This is a genomic window from Pedobacter cryotolerans, from assembly GCF_005116475.1.
GTDB lineage: Bacteria > Bacteroidota > Bacteroidia > Sphingobacteriales > Sphingobacteriaceae > Pedobacter > Pedobacter cryotolerans.
In genome coordinates this window covers 162452-182092 of record NZ_SWBO01000006.1, presented here as the reverse complement: position 1 = coordinate 182092, position 19641 = coordinate 162452, and the positions used below count along the sequence as shown (strand labels likewise).

The following is a 19641-nucleotide window of genomic DNA, read 5'->3' as shown; positions in this document are numbered from 1 at the left end:
TTGATTATTCGTTTTTACTAGTTTTGGTATCGTGGGGTTTGTGAGGTGTTGCCAAAGAAAATAAATTTCTAAACTCTAATTTAATTCTAGAAGTTAAAGCTTGCATAAAAGTGCCATCTCTTTGTAGTGTTCTTGGAGCTGTCCATGCCCGGGCTCTATTAGACCTTACTGGTTTAACTTTTCCAAATTGCATTAAATCAAAACATAATCTACCATCATCACCTCTGGTATTGTGCATAATATAACCAACTTTTAACCCATATTCTTTTACATAAGCCATACTTATTCCAAAAGCATTTAAATAAGGCCTATTAAATTGTCGTAGTTCTGCAGCTAAATCTTTTAGTTTTTCTAAAATAAACAATTGCCACCTCGGAAATCCTTTTTCTGGAATGAAAGAATAGCGGCCATATACACAGGCAACACCTGGTTTTACCATTACCTCCATCACATCATCTAACCAACATGAAGGATAAACACAATCTGCATCAGCAAGAACGATATATTTGCCTTTTGCATTTTCCATGCCTAATTGCCTAGCTGGGCCACATCCTTGAATAACCTGAAATAAACTTGTAACACTTAATTTGTCAAGAGTTGTTTGTGTATTGTCTTTAGAGTTATTATTTACAATAATGATTTCTAATGGAATCTGAGTTTCTAAATCGGCAATGCTTGCCATGTTGCGCAAAATATTTATTTCTTCGTTCCATGCAGCAATTAAAATGGTTACCAGTGGCTTCCCTTGCTGTAATTTTTTCAATTTAGTATTGATATTTTCAAATACTTTTTCGGGTACATCCTCAATTTTTTGGTAAGGAAAATGATATTGATTAACCCATTTAGGGATAGAAAGAATGTGCATAAATTTTAATAATTTAGGTTGATACGTTAGTCATTTTGAATACAATTATTATAGGATTATAGTTTGTTTTCTGATTATAAATCTTATACGCTCTTTAATTAAGTGCAAAATTTATTATTCTTAACCTTAAAGAATTAAATATTTAATTTAAAACACAATAATATAAAATTTAGTTTTCCTGTTCGTTAATGCTATTGTTTATTTTTTTCTAGATTAAAATATATTGATTATTTTTTAGTTAGTATATTTTTTTAATTCCCCTGCTATTAATGATGAATATTTTCTTGCCCCAGCCTCATTTAGATGTCCAAAATCGTAGAAGTATTCTTCTTTTCCTGTAATGCCTGGTAAATTATAATAATTTAAAAAATCTATGTTATTTTTTTTAGCAAGTATTGTAGGTATAGTTAGAAAATCAACGCTGTCTACAGCATACATGGGAGAGAATAATAATACTAATTTTATATTTTTGTCTTTACATTTGTTTATGAAGGCTTGAAGATACTTTACTCGATTTTGATCTACAGGAAAATTGAATTTTTCTGGAGCAATCTTACCTTTACTTTTATCAATTTCCCCATAAAGCGGTTTAAGACCTTCATTTTCTAAATTTGTTCTAGTAAATAAATTACCTAAAATAAGGTTTGGGAATAGACTATTGTATCTGTAAGTGTGAGATAAAATATCTTTATAATAATATTTCCCCTTTTTTAAAACTTCATCACAACCCGAGCTCCGGTTTACAAATGGTGATAGGTTTGATACTGAAGTTAAATCTGAGTATGGAGTTTTTAAAAAATCAATTGGATGAATTTCTAGAAAAATTGTTTTAGGGGTATAGCGCTCTAAAATGTTACTCAACAAGCCATATTGAAAATAAATGTTTCTCATACCCCACAAGCCAGCATTATAGACTTTCGTCTGTAATGTGTCTTCTAATACATCAGGCACATAATGATGATGGCATCTTGAGCTTCCCATGAAAATTATTGGAGCATCCATTTGATTAGTAGTGAAGTTTAATTTATATTCATCAGTGGTAGTAGCTGTGTTATATAAAATTTTTATCACTAATCCCATTGTTCTATCAAGAATAAATACAATGCCGATGATAATGATGAGTCTAATTAAAAATTTTCTCATTATTTTAGAATTTAAAATAGATAAATTGACCTCCATCTAACACGCCCATAAACAAGATTAAGATAATATAAAAAGAAATTGTTAATTCGTATTTATATTGAATTATCCATCCCCTATTTTTCTCATCTTTTTGCAACATATATTCATCTTTAAAGTCCTTAATGAAAAGAATAAATATGCAAATAATTGCATTAATTAAAGTCGTTGAGTCAACAAATAAACTACCCCAGTCTGTTAATATTTTGTATACAATACTGCTAGCATGTTCAACACCAGTAGATCTGAATAATATTAAACCAATTGCAACCAATAAATATGTCCTAATCATTTTTAGGATTGGTACAAATGTTGGAATGCCTTTTGACTTATTTTTTTTAAAAAATGCACCTGAAAGCATAAGTGGTACATAAAGTAATCCATGGTATAATCCGAAAAGAACAAATGTCCAAGCAGCACCGTGCCAAAAGCCAATTAGCACAAATGTTGCAATAATTGCTAGTAACGATCCATATTTCTCTAGTTCTCTGAATTTTATGTTAAGCGGCATGAAAACGTAATCTGTAAGCCAACTGGTAAGAGAAATATGCCACTTACGCCAGTAGTCTGCAATGTTTGTTGAGAAAAATGGTCTTTTAAAGTTTTCTGTAACTTTTAAGCCTAATAAACAACCAACTCCAATTGCCATTTCTGAATAACCAGCAAAATCTGCATAAAGTTGGATAGGGTAAAGTAAAACTGCAAAAGCGATTGAAGTTCCATTATGGTGTAAGGAATTGTCAAAAATGGCATCAACGTATATTGAGAGTCTATCCGCTATACACATCTTCATAAACATACCCCAAAAAATTCTTTTTAGCCCCTCTGATGCCATTTCAAAATCTAAAAATCTAGGTTTAGTTAATTGAGTTAAAAATGGCTTTGGTCTATCAATTGGGCCCGATAGGATTGTAGGGAAAAAAGATATATATAGTGCAAAGTCTATAAAATTTTTGGTTGGAGCCAGATTGCCACGGTTAATTTCAATTAAATAGCTGATTAACTTAAATGTAAAAAAGCTAATCCCTAGCGGCATGATAATATTAATTATAGACCAATTATTAGTTAGCCCAATAGAAGTAAAAAGATCACTAAATGATTCTATAAAAAAGTTGAGGTATTTAAAGTAAAGCAATAAACCTATGCCAGTAAGGCAACCAATTGAGGTAAAAACAGACGCTCTATTATTTGACTCCTCTTTAAATTTACCTATAATTAGCCCAAATATATAAAAGAAAATCGTTGCAAAAAGCAGCAATGGTATCATTTTCAATGTTGCAAAACCATAAAAAAAATAGCTACATAATAGGAGCCAAAGATTTTGAAGCTTATATCTATTGCCTAATAAAAAGTAATATACAATGAAAACAACACAAAAAAAGATTAAAAAATTTATTGAATTTACGAGCATTTTAGGTTGATATGATTGAATAAATGCTTATTTAATGTTTACTCCAGAATTTATTAGTAAATCAATTCCATTAACATGCTGATTAGAATTTATTAGAAAAAGTACGCTCTCTGCCACTTCATTGGTAGTTAATAAACGCTTGAGTGGGTGAGTTGCTACTATCTGTTCTACAATACGATCATCTATTGATTCAGTAAATTTAGTCAGCATAAATGCAGGTGAGACTGTATTGGCACAAATATTGAATTTTATATTTTCAGTTGCCCATATCTTTGATAACTGCATCAAATACGCTTTGTTAGCTACATATATTGATGATCCAATTGGTGGATTATTTACTAATGCTGCTGTTAGAACGGTAATAATTTTGCCGAATTTCTTTTTGCGAAAGATAGATATGGAGGCTTGGGTAATTTTTATTGTTGGTAAAATATTCACGCGAAATGAACCTAAAAAATCGTTTTCATTTGTTTTATGAAAATAAGAATCTAAGAATTGACCGTTATATGCATTATTAATTAAAATATCTATATCTAGGTTAGGTAAAGAATCTACTAATCGATTAACTTCCTCATCTACATTAAAATCGCATTTTATGCTAGTAACATTAGAAAAATTTTCTTCAATTTTTAATGCCCTATCTTTTGAATTAGCATATGTAAAATAGATTTTAAATTCTGGTTTAGAAGCTATTAATCGTGTTATGGCCTCTCCTAGCCCTGATGCCCCCCCTGTAATAAGCACATTCATATAAATATTCCAATTTGTATCTTACCTTTAGCGACAATTTTAGATGAGCTATTTTTGAATGAGAATTTAAACTGAATTACATTAACAGATTCAATTACTTCACTAACAATAGCAGAGAAAAAAATTTCATCATTTAAATAAACTGGGTTTTTATATTGTATCTCTTGTGTATGAATGATTACATTTTTAGTAGGTAAACATTCTCCAATAAAATAAGATATAAAACCATTTAAAATATTGCCATGCATTACTTTTCCATCGAACCCTTTGTCTATTGCAAAATGTTCATTAGTATGAAGAGGGTTTTTGTCTTTAAATAAATCTAAAAAACCTATGTAAATGTCATTAGAAACAAAAAATGACATCTCAAATTTATCATTTACTTTAAGCACTTTTTTTAGTTTGGATACATTCAATCATTTCACCTACATTGCTCCAAGATAAAATTTCTTTCGAAGTAAATTTTATCTTCAAACTTTTCTCTATAGCTACAATAAGTTGAATATGTGTTAAAGAGTCCCAGTCTTCAACATCGTTCGCACTAGTTTCAAATGTTAATTCAATTTCATCATTATCTAAGATGTCTCTAAAAATTTCTTTTACTTTTTCTAAAATCTCATTGTTGTTCATAAATATTTTCTTAATGTTCAGTTATAAAATGCTCTCTACTTATAAAATCATTAACATATAGTTCATACTGATTGTTTTCAGATCCTATTAAGGTATTAAAACCTAATTTAGAATAGTGTTCTGCAACCATTTGATTTTTAGCGGTTGGCAAATACTCACCAATAATTTTTTTAAAACCATTGGCTTTTGCATAATTCACAAGAACTCCTAATGTAAAATCTTCCATGCCCCGTTTCAAAACTCTACAGCTCATAAACCAACTTTCTATAAATAAAGTTTCACGATTATCTTTTTTAAGGATAATAATGCATATCAATCCGTTATCTCCAAACTTATCCTCTAAAGTAAATGAAAAGCAAGCATAATCATTATCAAGAGATAAAGCTTCGATTTCCGCTTCAGTATAGCGAATAGTTCTTAAATTAAACTGGTTACTTCTTTGAGATAATTGTGCTACCCTGAGTTTGTTAAAAGAGTTAAAACCTTTAACAGCTGATACCATATTTAAAGACTTTAAAAAATCAGACTCATTGGTGAAACTTTGAAGAAGTTGAACTCTTTCATTTTCAACTTGGTATTGTTTTGTCCTTTCAAGATCAGCAGTAGAATAGGAAGCAGTTTCAAATAAATTTAATGAGTAAAGATATTCTAAGTAATCTCCTGGATCCTCAGGTAGTTCAGGTACAGTTACTCCAGGAACATGTTCTCTCACAATATTTCTTTCGAAGGGATTATCATCTAGAAAAACCATAGAATCAAATCCAATATTTAGAATATTCTGTATCTTTCTGATGTTATCAGCTTTGTTTTCCCAGTTGGCAATAAAAACAGTGATATCATCCATTTTCAAAATCATCTCAGGATTTAATTCGAATGGTGCTTTAGCTTTATCTTCATCATTTTTACTGCAGATTGCAATAATGATTCCTCTATTTTTTAGTTTTTTAATCCATTGTTGAAATTCTGTAAAAGCTTTACCTATCCCTAATCCATGTCCAATTTGAATATTTTCCCACCCATCATCACCAACAATTCCTCCCCACATCGTATTGTCAAGGTCTACTATCAAACACTTTTTGAATTTTCCTTCAATTGCAGAAATAATATCCAATGTTCTAGATGATACATGGGGTAAAATATCAATACTTAACAACATTTCAGTATTAATATAGACACTGCTATTAAACATCAAATCTCTTCCATATTTACTTTGCAGACTTTGTAAATCACAAATAAATAAATTTGATCGTTCTTGAGCTAAATTCATTAACTCAAAATTTAACTTACGAAGTTGATAAGTGAATGAAGAACTCACGCTATTAGCATAACTCCCAAAAACTGTATCTTCAATTTCTGGATAGTTATAGTAAATAATTCTTCCCTTTACATTATTACAAATCACTTTAATAAAATCTAATCTCTCATTACAAAGATTAGATTGTTCAGTTAATACTGTACTACTGTATTTTTCAATAAGTTTATGTGTAGATTGAAAGATAATAACGTAATCTGCATCGAATTCATTTAAGTCCGAAGTTTGATCTAAAACCTGTCGTTCAACCTGATTAAATTCCGCCTCAAATAAATTAATATGATATCCTCTTTCATATCCCATCCCCTTAATAGCGGTAGCTAGAAATTGTGTTGCAGAATCTCCTAATAATGCGACTTTTAGAGTGGGAAATGATGAATGATCTTTTTTTAAATTCTTTTTTAGTTCTCTAAAATCCATTATGTTCAATATGAAGCATTCACATTTTGTAGTATTCCTGCAAACAAGTTATTACAAGTTTATAACCGTATAAAGTTTAATTTGGTGCGTAATACAATGAAAATAATTAATGATAAGTTAAATATTTACTTATCATTAATTTCCAAATGCAAATGTAATTTATATTTAACTATAAAGCAAAAATTTACTTAGTCTTGAGCTTTACTTAAAAGTGGATAAATAGCAAAATTGTATTTGTAATAAACTATAAAAGCATCGTTAATATTAAATACTAGATGAAATATAAATGGATTGCTTTAAATTAATAAGAGGTTTTCTAAAAAAAGAGAAATAATAAATGCTAAATATTAATCATAAACCAGAAAAATCATTTATCCTTTTACATTAATCAACATACTTGCTGGAAATAAAGATTTTCGAGAAAGAAATATAAGTAGGATGATTGTTAGATATATTTTATTAAAATCTTGTAGTTTTAGACTTTTTTTTAAAAAAATTTAGCCAAATTAATTTTAACTCATTGAATCCTGAATTATAACTGTTAAGTAATGAAAATCTCAAATAATCTTTTTGTATATAATGTTTTGAGATTAAAATAGCCACAGTAGTAGGTACAATTGATGCAATCACTATGCCATAAACATTTCCAAAAATGCCAATGCCAACAAAATCCGCTGCAATGCTAAGAACTAGCATAACAATTACTTTCATAAAATTAATTTGAGGCATATGTATAGCGTCTAAAGTAACACTCATAAAACGATCTGCTGGATAAAGTAATGCGAATAACGCTGAGAGTCTAAAGACATTCGCCGCCATTTCACCCTCAGGTGTACCTTGATATTGTCCTCCACCAATAATTCCTAAGGCAAAATCAACAAAGATAATAGCAATAATTAATGCTGGAATTAAACCAATAGTAATGATGCCTATATATTTTTTCATAATCTTAATCACTTCTGATTTATCATTATCATTATAGGCTTTGGAAAGTGACGGCAAAGCGGTAGCAACGAAACTTCTTATTGGTATTTCTACAACTTCCATTAATCTTCGCCCTAGATTGTAAACAGCAATAGCAGAAGGGCCAAGCATGAAATTAATAATAAAAGTGTCTGTAATACCAAATAAATTGCTACTAATTGAGGTGCCTACGGTATACTTTCCAAAATTAAAAAGTTCCTTAATGCAAGATTTGCTTTTAGAAAAAAACATTCTTATTCCAGACCATCCAGTTATAATTGTAAATAGGCTCGTGGTTGCTGTTGCAAAAACATTAGCCATCATTAAATTTTGCAAATTATTTTGTTTAAAAAATATTAATCCTAAAACAACAAATATTAACAGAGTAACTTGCACAACCTTTATATATAATAATCGGTCAAACCTTAATTCACTTTGTGTGATACACATCGCTATAATCATGGGTAATGAACAAACCAGATTTAAAGAGAAGTATTTAAAGAAGTAGTTTAAACTTTCATCAGTAAAATAGTTTAAAAAAAACAATAAAGGTAAGTTAATAACAACCATAACCAGAGTTATTATTGAAGCAATAATCCAAGTAGATCCAATCACTTCTTTTCCTCTTTCTTTTGTAGAACCAGAATAAAATTTGATAAATGCGGTTGTTAAAAAACCTTGCCTAAAAGTGTCCAAAAACGATAAAGATGTTTGGAAAAAAAACCAAATTCCTATTTCTTTAATGTTTAACGACCTATATAAAATAGCAGTGAAAAAAAAAGTGAGCACAGACATTCCACCTGTTCCCATTAAAGATAAAAAATGTATGTTTTTTAGTTTAGAAGTTAAACTCATTAAAGTTAGGGATGAATAATGCTGAAATTTAGATAATATGTGTTTTTATTTAAATTTTTTCGCTGAAAGAAAACTTTTTAATTAATAATGTGGTAAATTTAACTAATTTAATTAATGATTTAAGTGAATAGAAGAAAAGCCTTAAAAAATATCTTCATTTTTAGTGTTTTTACAACCATAGGTGTTGGTGGGTATAAATTTTATAATTTAAAAAAAAAGCCAGCAATATACTTGTTAAGCGATTATAAAGACTTAATTGCAGAATTGGCGGAAACTATTATTCCTGCTACTCATACACCTGGGGCTAAAGCAGCAAACGTACAAGATTTTATCATTAATATTATCACTAACTGCACAGGTAAAGAAGATCAGAATAATTTTATAATTGGTTTACAAGATTTAGAGCAATACTGCTATTCGAACTACGATTTGGCATTTACAGATTGTACGCTAACACAAAAAATTGAGACCTTAAATTATTTCGAGCAAAAAGATACCTATCGGTATAATATTTTAAATAAGGTAAATATGAAGCTATTCGGATTAGCTTTTATTTTTCAGCTAAAGTCCTTAACGGTACAAGGTTATTGTATGTCTTATCAAGGTGCTACCAAAGGTTTGGCTTATGATTTTATTCCGAAAGTCTATCAACCATGTTTGCCATTACAACCTAATCAAAAATCGTGGGCAACCAAATAATTATGCAAGATACACCAAGCAATTCTAATACTACATTTGATGCCATTGTGATTGGTTCTGGTATTAGTGGAGGATGGGCTGCTAAAGAACTGTGCCAAAAAGGCTTAAAAACAATAGTTTTAGAAAGAGGTAGGGATGTGGTACATATCAGAGATTATCCTACCGCAAATCTTAATCCTTGGGATTTTAATAATGGATTGCACCATACTAAAACAGATATGGATCAAAATCCAGTACAAAGCTTTGTTTCTGATGCCGGCGACCAGCATTTTTATGCAAGTGATAGCGATCATCCCTATCAGCAAGAAAAGTCATTCAATTGGATTAGAGGCTATCAAGTAGGGGGAAGATCGCTAGTGTGGGGTAGGCAATGTTATAGGTTAAGCGATTTAGATTTTGAAGCTAATTTAAAAGATGGGCATGGGGTAGATTGGCCCATTCGGTATAAAGATTTGGCTCCTTGGTATGATTATGTTGAGGAATTTATTGGTGTGAGTGGTCAGAAAGAAAACTTAAGTCAGTTACCAGATGGAAAGTTTTTACCGCCCATGGAACTGAACTGTATCGAAAACCATTTAAAGCTTTCGGTTCAAAAAAATAGTGACAAAGTGTTAACCATAGCAAGAGTAGCCAATTTAACTAAAGGTTGGGATGGAAGAGGTCCTTGCCAAAATCGTAATTTATGTACCAGAGGTTGTCCATTCGGAGGCTATTTTAGTAGCAATAGCTCTACCTTACCAGCTGCTGAAGCAACTGGTAATTTAACGCTTCGCCCTAACTCTATTGTAAAAGAAATTATTTATGATGACGAATTGAAAAAAGCTACTGGTGTGGTTGTAATTGATACGTTAACGCATGAGGTATTCACTTTTTATGCCAAAATCATATTTTTAAATGCTTCAACCATTGCAAGTGCAGCTATTTTATTAAATTCTAAATCTGAAAGATTTCCGAATGGTTTAGGCAATGATAGTTTACAAATTGGACATAACTTAATGGATCACCATTCTTCAGCTGGTGCTTATGGGGTACATACAGGTTATTTAGATAAATATTATAAAGGTAGAAGGCCAGCTGGATTTTTAATCCCGAGGTATAGAAATTTAAAAAACGAAAAGTCTGAATTGCCTTTTTTACGTGGCTATAATTTACAAGGCCATGGCGAGCGACAAGAGTGGCAAGACCGTTCGTATAATTTACCGGGTTTTGGAAAAGATTTTAAGGAGCAATTGACCAAGCCTGGGCCATGGACAGTTTGGATGGGTGGCTGGGGCGAATGTTTGCCTTATTATGATAATCAAGTAAATTTAGACTATACTAAATTAGATCAATGGGGATTACCAACGGTGAATATCAATTTTGCATTTAAAGAAAATGAAGCTGCTATGATGGAGGACATCAAAGAAACTGCTGGCAAAATACTAAAGGATGCAGGGTTTATTAATATAGAAACCTTTAATTATCATAAGCCTGGTGGCTCTACCGTGCATGAAATGGGTACGGTAAGAATGGGGCGTAATCCTAAAACATCCGTGCTCAATCAATTTAACCAAATGCATGAGGTGAAAAATGTGTTCATTACAGATGGAAGCTGTATGACTTCTTCATCTTGCCAAAACCCTTCATTAACTTATATGGCTTTAACAGCAAGAGCTTGTGATTTTGCTATCAAATCAATAAAAAATTATCCGATGTAATTTAGTCAATAGCAAAAATTTTTCTAATCCAATTATCGAGATTTGAGATCTCTTTTGGCTGATGAACTGTTTGATCAAGTAAAAAATATTTTGGGATTTCAATGTTGTTGATATCTATGATGTGAATTTGTTTTTCGTCATAAATTTCATCATTTTTTATCCATTTATTAGTTGTTACAAGCTTTTTACCAGAACCTAGCACATCAATTACTCTCATTGCCATTCCTGTTTGCTTTTCATTACTAACGTCTACTATGGCCTTAGATTTCAAGAACAAATTGATATATTCTTTACGGTTCATTGGCTTAAATTTAATTAGCTTCCAATCAATTTTAGCACCTTTAAGCCTTTCAATTAAATAATATCTTATTGGCATATAGAAATATGTTTTTAGCCTGATATTATTTTGTTCAGCGTATTCAATAAACCTTAGTAATCCCTTGTATCTTTCTGGTAGGTAAGAACCAAAGTAAAATAAATCATATTCATAATCAGCTGGTCTTGGAGCCATGCCAATTTTCTTAATTTCGTCGGTATAAAAAATGGGGCAATATTCTATATCATCATGCTCTTTAACATCTTTATAATCAAATGAAAATTTCGCATCGAATTCTGGCAAGATATTAATTTTAGAATCTACGTCAATAAAAGGACTATTAGTATTAGAATCCCATTGGTAGTTAATTGTTTTAAGACCTGGATTTAATTCTTTTACTTTTTGAACAAACCATAGTGGCATCTGAAAGCCTCGGATAACTAAAAAATAATCAAATTTCTTCTCTTTAATTTTTGATAAGATTTTTTTATAATAATATTCCTGATAGCTTTCTAACATATTTGGCGCTAGCCTGTTTACTATGCCATATTTAATGGATGTATCTCTTTCTGGGAAATAAGTAACAGATGAACAATAATCTTTAGTTAACTTGTGAATAACCTCTTGATGATAATGGTAAAACTTAACGCCTATGAAAAGGATTTTTTTTTGATTTAAAATATTTTCTGTCATAAAAATCTAAAATTGTTTGCGTATTAACTAAGAATAGAGATGATAAGTTTTAGAAATCAGTTTTATTTTAGTGATTATAAAAAAAAATAACCCAAAAATTGAGAATAAAATTATCTTTTAATCTGCTAATTAAAGACAAAAATCAGTTGATTTATTTATTTAAATAAACCTTTTGCTTTCATTTCCTCAATTGATTGCATATACTTATCTTCCTGCACTTCTTGCGTTTCGACCCATTCGGTAAATCGTTTTAAACCTTTTTTAAAATCAAATTTTGGTTCAAATCCTAGCTTACTTTTAATTTTGTTTAAATCTGCATAATTATGACGGATATCGCCAAGTCGATAATTTCCACTTATGTTAATAGGCACTTCAACCCCATAGTTGGATATTAAACCATTTGCCACCTCAATTACATCTGTAGGAATACCAGTTCCAACGTTAAAAACTTCATTATTTGCTTCATCTTTTTCAATACCCAAAATAGTGGCGTCAACAACATCATCAATAAATACAAAGTCTCTGGTCTCTTTTCCATCTTCAAAAATATTGATTGAATTACCATTTTTTATTTGTGTAGAGAATATCGAAAGAATACCTGTATATGGATTTTTTAATGATTGTCCTGGTCCATATACATTCTGGTAGCGGAAAGCAACAGGAGCAATGCCTAAGGTAGGGCAAACCGTCATGATCATTTGTTCCTGATTCTGTTTAGTGATGCCGTATACAGAAGATGGATGTATTTTGGATTCTTCATCTGTAGCAACCAACTCAAGAGCCGATGAGCCTTCATACTTTACTTCAAAGTCACCATCATCCATGTAGTTTGCAGTGCGGTGTTTAGGATAAACATATCCCAGTTCTTTACTCTTATATTTACCCTCTCCGTAAATTGACCTTGAGGACGCAATGACTATTTTTTTTACTTGATGCGGTTCGTTTGCCAATAAATCTAATAATATTGCAGTTCCGTTGATATTTACATCAACATATTTCTGAATTTCATACATGGACTGTCCAGTTCCAGTTTCTGCTGCATAATGAACAATAACATCTTGTCCTTTGATTGCTTGTTGCCAATCCTCTTTAGAAGTTACGGTTCCTTTAATAAAGTTAACTTTATCTTTTATGCTCAAAAATAATGGTGAAGCAATTTCCGCATTTTTACCATGGATTTGTACCGATAAGTTGTCTAAAACGCTTATTTTATGACCTTTATTTATTAATTTTAATGCTAAATTACTTCCGATGAATCCGGCTCCACCGGTGATGAGTATGTTGGACATTGCTTTTTATAATAGGGTTTATTGAAATAGAGTTTAGGGCGTTAAATCTGCGAAGATAAATAAATTAGAAGTTAATTTTAGTTAAAAAACACTTTTAAAGCTTTAGCTATTTATCTACAACTAATATTTTTCTCATTTTCTTTTTGATGCTATTGTATTTTGAGCATCATTTAAACAATAAAAAAGGTCTGTTCACAGTATATTGGTAATTAGACAAATCTATCTTAACGGAGATAAGATAGAAACAAGCTACTGCCTAAATTAGTTTTATCAATAGTACATAAATATTTAAAAATTTTTAAGGAATAGCAAATTGAAATAATGCTATAAATAAAAATTACTGTTTTACTTTAACAAAAATAGCTATTGAATTAATTTACCTGATTGCCCCAACTCCACTAACTAATGATTTAAATGTAGTGAAATCTGAAACGGCTTCTGCTGCATTTGATTTGTAAATATTATTAGAGTTTTTGATTATTAATGTATTTATATCTGAAGACATTTTATTGATAGTTAAAGCATCAGAATTATTAAATAATAAATTATTGTATACTTCAACAGTACCATAAGTATCATATAAATCTAAAAGTCTACCTTCAAAGTATTTGGGTAAACCAGTGTTTAAATTTCCAGTCGTATTGTTATAAACTTTAGCAGTTACTGCTGGCTTAAAACTATCCATAGCTTTTAAAAAGGGAGGTACTTGTAGCTCAAAAGCTCCATATCGAGTTGAATTCCAAACTATATTATTATAAATCTCAACACTGCCTTCTTTGGTAAAGCTGCACAGCCAAGCTCTTACAACATTACCTTGGTGATTGGTGCATTTATTGTCGAAAACCTTCCCATTTCCTATGAGATGAAAGATCCCATTATGATTGTTTTGTTTCGAATTAACGTTGTCAATGATGTTATTTGAAAATTCGTAATCCTCAGCTGCTGCTAAATAAACTCCATTAGATAATGTTGGACTGTTAGTTATAGCACATCCACTCATTTTAAAATTTTTAATTAAACCTGAATAGCCGTCATTTGTATGTCCGCCAGAAGATGCAAAAAAAGTACCTACATTATTCGCTTTAATGTTGATGAGCTGGATGTTATTAGAAAAACTTGATGGAGTTCCATCATATTTTTTATTGATGTGAAAAACTATGGCAACATCACCAATATTATTTAATGTAATATCTTTTAACACTAAATCATTAGCGTTGGTATAAATGTTAAATGCCCTATAAGTACTGTTCTCTATAGATAAACCATTTAAAGATAAAGCATTAACATTTGTTAAACTTACATTTCCACCCTCAATTTTAACATCGTAGGCATCAATATTGCAATTGCTTATATTTTCAAATTGAAAATAACTATAAGTGCCTGGTTTTATTCTGAAATTTTTATCACTTTCATTTTTAATTACCAAAGCGCCTGAACCCGTACCAATTTCTGTAGCTTGTGCAGCTGGTGGTTTCACAATGGTTGGTAATGTAATGGTAGGTTCTGGCAATGGTTCTGTTTTTGCCTTTTTACAAGATGAGCAACTCACCAATAAAAATAAACTTAATGCCAAAAAATTTTTAGGGAAAACTTTTGAAAACATGCTGATACAATTTAGATGAAAGTTTGTTTTAATAAATATTAATTTTTTTTAAACATATAAATATTTATCCACATTTCAATAAAAGATTGTTAATGAGGTAAGTTAAAATTTGTTAAAATGATAAAAATTGTTGTTTTAACATTTGAATAGTATATTCGTAAATATTTTCATCCCAATAATGATCAAAAAAATCGCTCTGATATCTAGCTTTTTTGTAATTGCTATGGTATTAATTTCTTGTCAAGAGGAATCACAAATTGCACATCCTGCAAAAAAAATCACTTTAAATAGCCAATTCGGTATCAATGCTTTTGAATGGGATTTTTTACAAGATCCAGTTAATCCAGCAGATGGTAGCAAAATTTTTGAACCAAAAATGAACTTGATGACCTCTTTTGGTCAGTTTAGGCATTATTTAGATTGGGAAAAGTTAGAGTACACATTAGGTAATTATACCTTTAACCCAACAAGGAGTGGCGGTTGGAATTTAGATGTAATCTATGAAAGGTGCAAAAAAGAAGGCATTGAGCCATTGGTTTGTATCAAAACCATACCGAATTGGTTGTATAAATCTTATCCAGTAAGTGAACAGACTAATGAAAATTTGCCTTTAGAATATCCTGCAGATCGTCTTTTACCAGCATCTTATATAAAAATAGCTAAAGTTGGCTTTCAGTTTGCAGCCAGATATGGAGCAAACAAGGATATCAATAGTAATCTTGTTCAAATTGACACCAGCTTAAGATGGCCAGGTGACAATGCGAACATAAAAAAAATAGGCTTAAATACAGTAAAATATATTGAATGTAACAACGAGCCTGATAAATGGTGGAGAGGTCGTCCTGCAGAGCAATCTCCGGAGGAATATGCAGCAAACTTATCGGCCTTTTATGATGGGCACATGGGCAAGTTAGGTAAAAATGTAGGTGTGAAAACAGCTGATCCGAAAATGATGGTGGTAATGGGTGGATTAGCAACTCCAGATGTAGAGTATGTTAAAGCTATGGTTGAATGGTGCCGAAAAAATAGAGGCTTAAAAGCAGATGGCAGTGTAAATCTTTGTTTTGATGTTATCAATTATCATTTGTACGCGAATAATAATAACAATTGGTTTGTAAAACTATTTAAAAAGCATAGAGGACAAGCACCTGAAAATTCTGATATAGCTCAAATTGCAAATAATTTTGTAAAATACGCTCGTTCCATCAATAACAATATGGAAGTGTGGAATACGGAATCGGGTTATGATATTGATTTGACTAGTCCGCAAAAGGCAATTGCCATAAAAGAAAAATCAGCGTTGCTTACCCAAGCAGATTGGACTTTAAGGTCTAGTTTGTTGTATGCTCGTCATGGGATCAACAGGGCTTTTTATTATATGTTTACAGATTTAAACCCTCCTACAGGCAGATTTGCCTCATCAGGTTTTGTAGAAGGCGATAAACGTAGACCCGTAGCAGATTATTTTTATCAAGTGAAAAACTTAATGGGCAATTACCATTATGAAAGTACCATCAATAAAGATCCATTTGTGGATGTTTATGCCTTAGGGGATAAAAAGATGTACGTATTGGCAGTGCCTGATGAAGTGGGTAGAGAAGAAGAATTTACCTTAAATGTTTTCGGTGCTACAAAAGCAGACATTTTTACGCTAAAACCTGGGAATGATCAAATGGATGTAAAAAGGGTAAACGTGGTGGATGGTAAAATTAAATTAACGGTAACTGAAACCCCAATTTTTGTAAGGGCTTTGAAAAAGTAATTTCAGCGCTTAAGCTAGCTGAGCAATAAAATAGATGAGTTTGACTTCAATAATCACTGTAAATTTTAATCAACCAAACGTAACAATAGATTTTTTAAAGTCGGTTAAAACGCATACGCAAGAAAATGAAGTAGAAGTAATTTTAGTTGACAATGGTAGCAATGAAGACTGCGAAGCACAATTTAAAGCAGTTTATCCAAATGTAATTTATATACGTTCGACAAAAAATTTAGGTTTTGCTGGAGGTAATAATTTAGGCGTTGCCAAAGCCAAAGGAGAATATTTACTCTTTTTAAATAATGATACTGAAATTACCCCTGGATTAATTGAAGTACTTGTTGCAGAAATGGTAAAAAACCCAACAATAGGATTGATTTCTCCCTTGATTTTGTATTATGATGAGCCGACAATAATTCAATACGCAGGTTTTACACCCATGAATTATTTAACCTGCAGAAATAATGAAATTGGACATAAAGAAGTAAATCAAAATCAATATTTAAAAGATAGCCGAGAAACAGGTTATTGCCATGGTGCAGCAATGATGTGCAAAAGGGCTGATTTAGCTATTGTTGGCTTAATGCCTGATCAGTTTTTTTTATATTATGAGGAAATTGATTGGTGCGAAAGGTTTAAAAAAGCAGGAAAAAAAATCTGGTTTACCGGGAAAACAAAAATTTACCATAAAGAATCGATGAGTGTAGGTAAAGAGAGTAAAATTAAAACCTACTTTATGACGCGAAATCGCTTATTGTTCATTAGAAGAAATACCTCTTTTTTTAATACCATACTTTTCACCATTTATTATACCTTCATTGCTTCTCCCAAACAAATATTGGTTTATTTGGTCAAAGGTCGTACAGATTTAATTAAATATGTATTCAAAGGTTTAATCTGGAATTTTACCCACCACAAAAACAGCAAAAACTTAGGTTTTAAAATTTAAAATTAATGATCATCATATTCTGGATTGCCTTATTTTTAATCGTTTATACTTTTGTTGGGTATGGATTTTTACTCTATATTTTGATCAAAATCAAACGAATGTTTAAAAAACCGTTTGTATTTAAAACCGATCAATTATTGCCTTCTGTTACTATTCTTATTGCGGCATGGAATGAAGAAGACATGATCGTAAAAAAGATTGAAAATACACTAGCAATTGATTATCCGAAAGAAAAGCTTCAAATTATTTTTGTAACGGATGGATCTACAGACCGTACGCCAGAACTCATTAAGCCTTATCAGGAAGTTGTATTACTTCATAACAATGCCAGAGACGGTAAAATGGCAGCAATTAAAAGAGCAATACCATTTGTTGATGGGGAAATTATGGTGTTTACCGATGCCAATACATTTTTAAATGATCAGGCAATTAAAAATTTGGTTAAACATTATCAAAATGAAAAAGTTGGCGCAGTAGCTGGAGAGAAAAAAGTATTTATCCCAACGGTTGCAGATGCAAGTTCGGCTGGCGAAGGATTTTATTGGAAGTATGAATCTTTACTTAAAAAGTGGGATTATGAATTATATTCTAATGTGGGTGCCGCAGGCGAATTATTTAGTATTAGAAAAGCACTTTACCAACCAGTAGAAAGTGATACCATTATTGATGATCACATGATTGCGATGCGAATTGCCGAAAATGGTTATTTAATTGCTTATGAACCTGAAGCTTATGCCATGGAAACAGCATCGGCAAATACCAAAGAAGAACTGAAGAGAAAAATTAGAATTGCTGCAGGTGGTATGCAGTCGATCTTTAGATTGGGTAAGGCTGCTAACCCTTTCAATTATCCCGTTTTAACTTTTCAATATATTTCGCATCGGGTTTTAAGGTGGACTATTGTTCCCTTTTTACTAATGTTGGTGTTGATATTGAATCTTTTAATCGTTTTAAATACGGATTTATTAGGCTATCAATTGCTACTTGTTGCGCAAGTGTTATTTTATATTTTAAGTTTAATAGGATGGTTTTTTGAAAGCAGAAACCTGAAAATAAAAGCATTTTTTATTCCCTATTATTTCTGTTTAATGAATTATGCAGTAATTGCAGGCATTGGTAGATACATCAGTAAAAGCCAAAGTGCAGCCTGGGAAAGATCTAAGAGAAAAGTTTAACTACATGATATAATTATGGATAATTACTTCATCACCCAACCCCCATACACTAGAGCAATTAAACCGTCATTTATTAAAAAATGGGTTGGTAAAGGTCTAAGATATTTAAAATTAGGTGATTTAACACCTTTGATAGATCCTTTTAGAGACATGAATAATGTGGAGCAAAGAATGAACTATTATCATTTAGTTAACCAAATTATAGCTGCCAATGTAAAAGGCGATTTAGTAGAACTGGGTGCATTTACTGGTTTTTCTGCCATGTTGTTCCAAAATGTATTGCAGCAAAATCAATCTGATAAAAAATTACACCTGTATGATTCCTTTGAAATTCAATTTTCTGAACATGGAGATATTCAGGAGATCTTAAAAGCCAATTTTCTAAAGGCTGGCCTTAATTTACCTACGCTACATAAAGGTTATTTTCAAGATACTCTGCCTACACAATTGCCAGAGGAGATTGCGTTTGTGCACATAGATTGTGGGCATGGTGGAGATAAATTTGAACATAGAGATATCATGATTTACTGCTTGACAGAAGTTTATCCTAAAATGACAAAGGGTGCAATTTGTTTGCTAACCGATTACATTGATAGAAATCAATTTCCTAACGGCTTTGATTGTAATCCTGGGGTTTATTTGGGAGCTAGCTCGTTTTTAAAAGATAAACCAGAAAAAATGGTTGCGCTTTATGGCAATCAACTACATCATGCTTATTTTAAAAAAGAATAAAGCTAAATAAAATTCGATATGCTTGAGAGTCCGTCATGCTCAGCTCGACTGGGCATCGTAATGCATAAGTAGGATATGAAAAACAAAGAATAGCTACTGCATTAGGATCCCCACCTGCGTGGGGATGACGCAGAAGTTAGGGATTCGTCATGCTCAGGGGTAATTTATTTCATAAAAATCATTATAAATGACGCTAAATTTAAAGCGATTTGTCATTCTGAGTGCAGCGAAGGATCTCATAAATAAATTCAAACTATGAGATTCCTCCGAAGTCGCCTGCCTGCCGGCAGGCAGGGAATGACAAAACTAGGAGTTTAGAATTTTAAAAAAATTTGATTTATAAA

Annotated in this window: 17 protein-coding genes; 6 read left to right on the top strand and 11 right to left on the bottom strand. The window is 31.2% G+C overall.

Going from position 1 to position 19641, the window contains the following annotated elements; genetic code table 11:
• Positions 1-4 precede the first annotated feature (4 nt).
• From FA045_RS12185 to FA045_RS12150, 8 genes are all read right to left on the bottom strand, one after another.
• Positions 5-865 (bottom strand): glycosyltransferase family 2 protein, encoded by an 861-nt coding sequence (locus FA045_RS12185; RefSeq protein WP_136877352.1) that lies wholly within the window; start codon positions 863-865, stop codon positions 5-7.
• A 234-nt stretch (positions 866-1099) separates the two neighbouring features.
• A complete protein-coding gene (locus FA045_RS12180) occupies positions 1100-2008 on the bottom strand; it encodes a hypothetical protein (RefSeq protein ID WP_136877351.1) in 909 nt (302 codons plus the stop codon).
• Between the two features lie 4 nt (positions 2009-2012).
• Positions 2013-3302: an MBOAT family O-acyltransferase gene (locus tag FA045_RS12175; protein WP_205943146.1), complete on the bottom strand. Its 1290-nt coding sequence runs from the start codon at positions 3300-3302 to the stop codon at positions 2013-2015.
• A 180-nt stretch (positions 3303-3482) separates the two neighbouring features.
• Positions 3483-4205, bottom strand: coding sequence for an SDR family NAD(P)-dependent oxidoreductase (locus FA045_RS12170; RefSeq protein WP_136877349.1), 723 nt, complete (start codon positions 4203-4205; stop codon positions 3483-3485).
• On the bottom strand, positions 4202-4597 hold the full coding sequence (locus tag FA045_RS12165; RefSeq protein WP_205943145.1) for a MaoC/PaaZ C-terminal domain-containing protein: 396 nt from the start codon (positions 4595-4597) through the stop codon (positions 4202-4204). Before FA045_RS12165 ends, FA045_RS12170 begins: the two co-directional genes overlap by 4 nt.
• The gene (locus tag FA045_RS12160; protein ID WP_136877348.1) at positions 4590-4835 is read right to left on the bottom strand and encodes an acyl carrier protein; all 246 of its coding nucleotides are present in this window, start codon (positions 4833-4835) and stop codon (positions 4590-4592) included. The genes FA045_RS12165 and FA045_RS12160 overlap by 8 nt, the downstream gene beginning before the upstream one ends.
• A gap of 10 nt (positions 4836-4845) precedes the next feature.
• Positions 4846-6567 carry an HAD-IIIC family phosphatase gene (locus FA045_RS12155; RefSeq protein ID WP_205943144.1) on the bottom strand — a complete coding sequence of 574 codons (1722 nt, stop codon included), beginning with the start codon at positions 6565-6567 and terminating at the stop codon, positions 4846-4848.
• 459 nt (positions 6568-7026) lie between these two features.
• Complete coding sequence (locus FA045_RS12150; protein WP_136877347.1) at positions 7027-8385, bottom strand: lipopolysaccharide biosynthesis protein; 1359 nt, start codon at positions 8383-8385, stop codon at positions 7027-7029.
• Between the two features lie 123 nt (positions 8386-8508).
• Between FA045_RS12150 and FA045_RS12145 the strand changes: the two genes are divergently transcribed.
• Both FA045_RS12145 and FA045_RS12140 read left to right on the top strand, forming a co-directional pair.
• The gene (locus FA045_RS12145; protein ID WP_136877346.1) at positions 8509-9084 is read left to right on the top strand and encodes a gluconate 2-dehydrogenase subunit 3 family protein; all 576 of its coding nucleotides are present in this window, start codon (positions 8509-8511) and stop codon (positions 9082-9084) included.
• A 2-nt stretch (positions 9085-9086) separates the two neighbouring features.
• Entirely contained in the window at positions 9087-10781 is a 1695-nt protein-coding gene (locus FA045_RS12140) for a GMC oxidoreductase (RefSeq protein ID WP_136877345.1), read from the top strand.
• Between the two features lies 1 nt (position 10782).
• On the opposite strand, the gene FA045_RS12135 is transcribed toward FA045_RS12140, so the two are convergent.
• The 3 genes from FA045_RS12135 to FA045_RS12125 form a co-directional block, all read right to left on the bottom strand.
• A complete protein-coding gene (locus FA045_RS12135; RefSeq protein WP_136877344.1) occupies positions 10783-11790 on the bottom strand; it encodes a CgeB family protein in 1008 nt (335 codons plus the stop codon).
• A 155-nt stretch (positions 11791-11945) separates the two neighbouring features.
• Complete coding sequence (locus FA045_RS12130) at positions 11946-13079, bottom strand: NAD-dependent epimerase/dehydratase family protein (RefSeq protein WP_136877343.1); 1134 nt, start codon at positions 13077-13079, stop codon at positions 11946-11948.
• 376 nt (positions 13080-13455) lie between these two features.
• The gene (locus FA045_RS12125) at positions 13456-14682 is read right to left on the bottom strand and encodes a hypothetical protein (RefSeq protein ID WP_136877342.1); all 1227 of its coding nucleotides are present in this window, start codon (positions 14680-14682) and stop codon (positions 13456-13458) included.
• A gap of 178 nt (positions 14683-14860) precedes the next feature.
• On the opposite strand from FA045_RS12125, the gene FA045_RS12120 reads away from it, so the two are divergent.
• The 4 genes from FA045_RS12120 to FA045_RS12105 are packed head-to-tail and all read left to right on the top strand — an operon-like array spanning position 14861 to position 19297.
• Positions 14861-16444, top strand: coding sequence for a hypothetical protein (locus FA045_RS12120; RefSeq protein ID WP_225871334.1), 1584 nt, complete (start codon positions 14861-14863; stop codon positions 16442-16444).
• A 34-nt stretch (positions 16445-16478) separates the two neighbouring features.
• A complete protein-coding gene (locus FA045_RS12115; protein WP_136877341.1) occupies positions 16479-17390 on the top strand; it encodes a glycosyltransferase family 2 protein in 912 nt (303 codons plus the stop codon).
• Between the two features lie 5 nt (positions 17391-17395).
• Positions 17396-18565: a glycosyltransferase family 2 protein gene (locus FA045_RS12110; protein WP_136877340.1), complete on the top strand. Its 1170-nt coding sequence runs from the start codon at positions 17396-17398 to the stop codon at positions 18563-18565.
• A 15-nt stretch (positions 18566-18580) separates the two neighbouring features.
• On the top strand, positions 18581-19297 hold the full coding sequence (locus FA045_RS12105) for a TylF/MycF/NovP-related O-methyltransferase (RefSeq protein WP_136877339.1): 717 nt from the start codon (positions 18581-18583) through the stop codon (positions 19295-19297).
• The last annotated feature ends 344 nt before the right edge of the window (positions 19298-19641 follow it).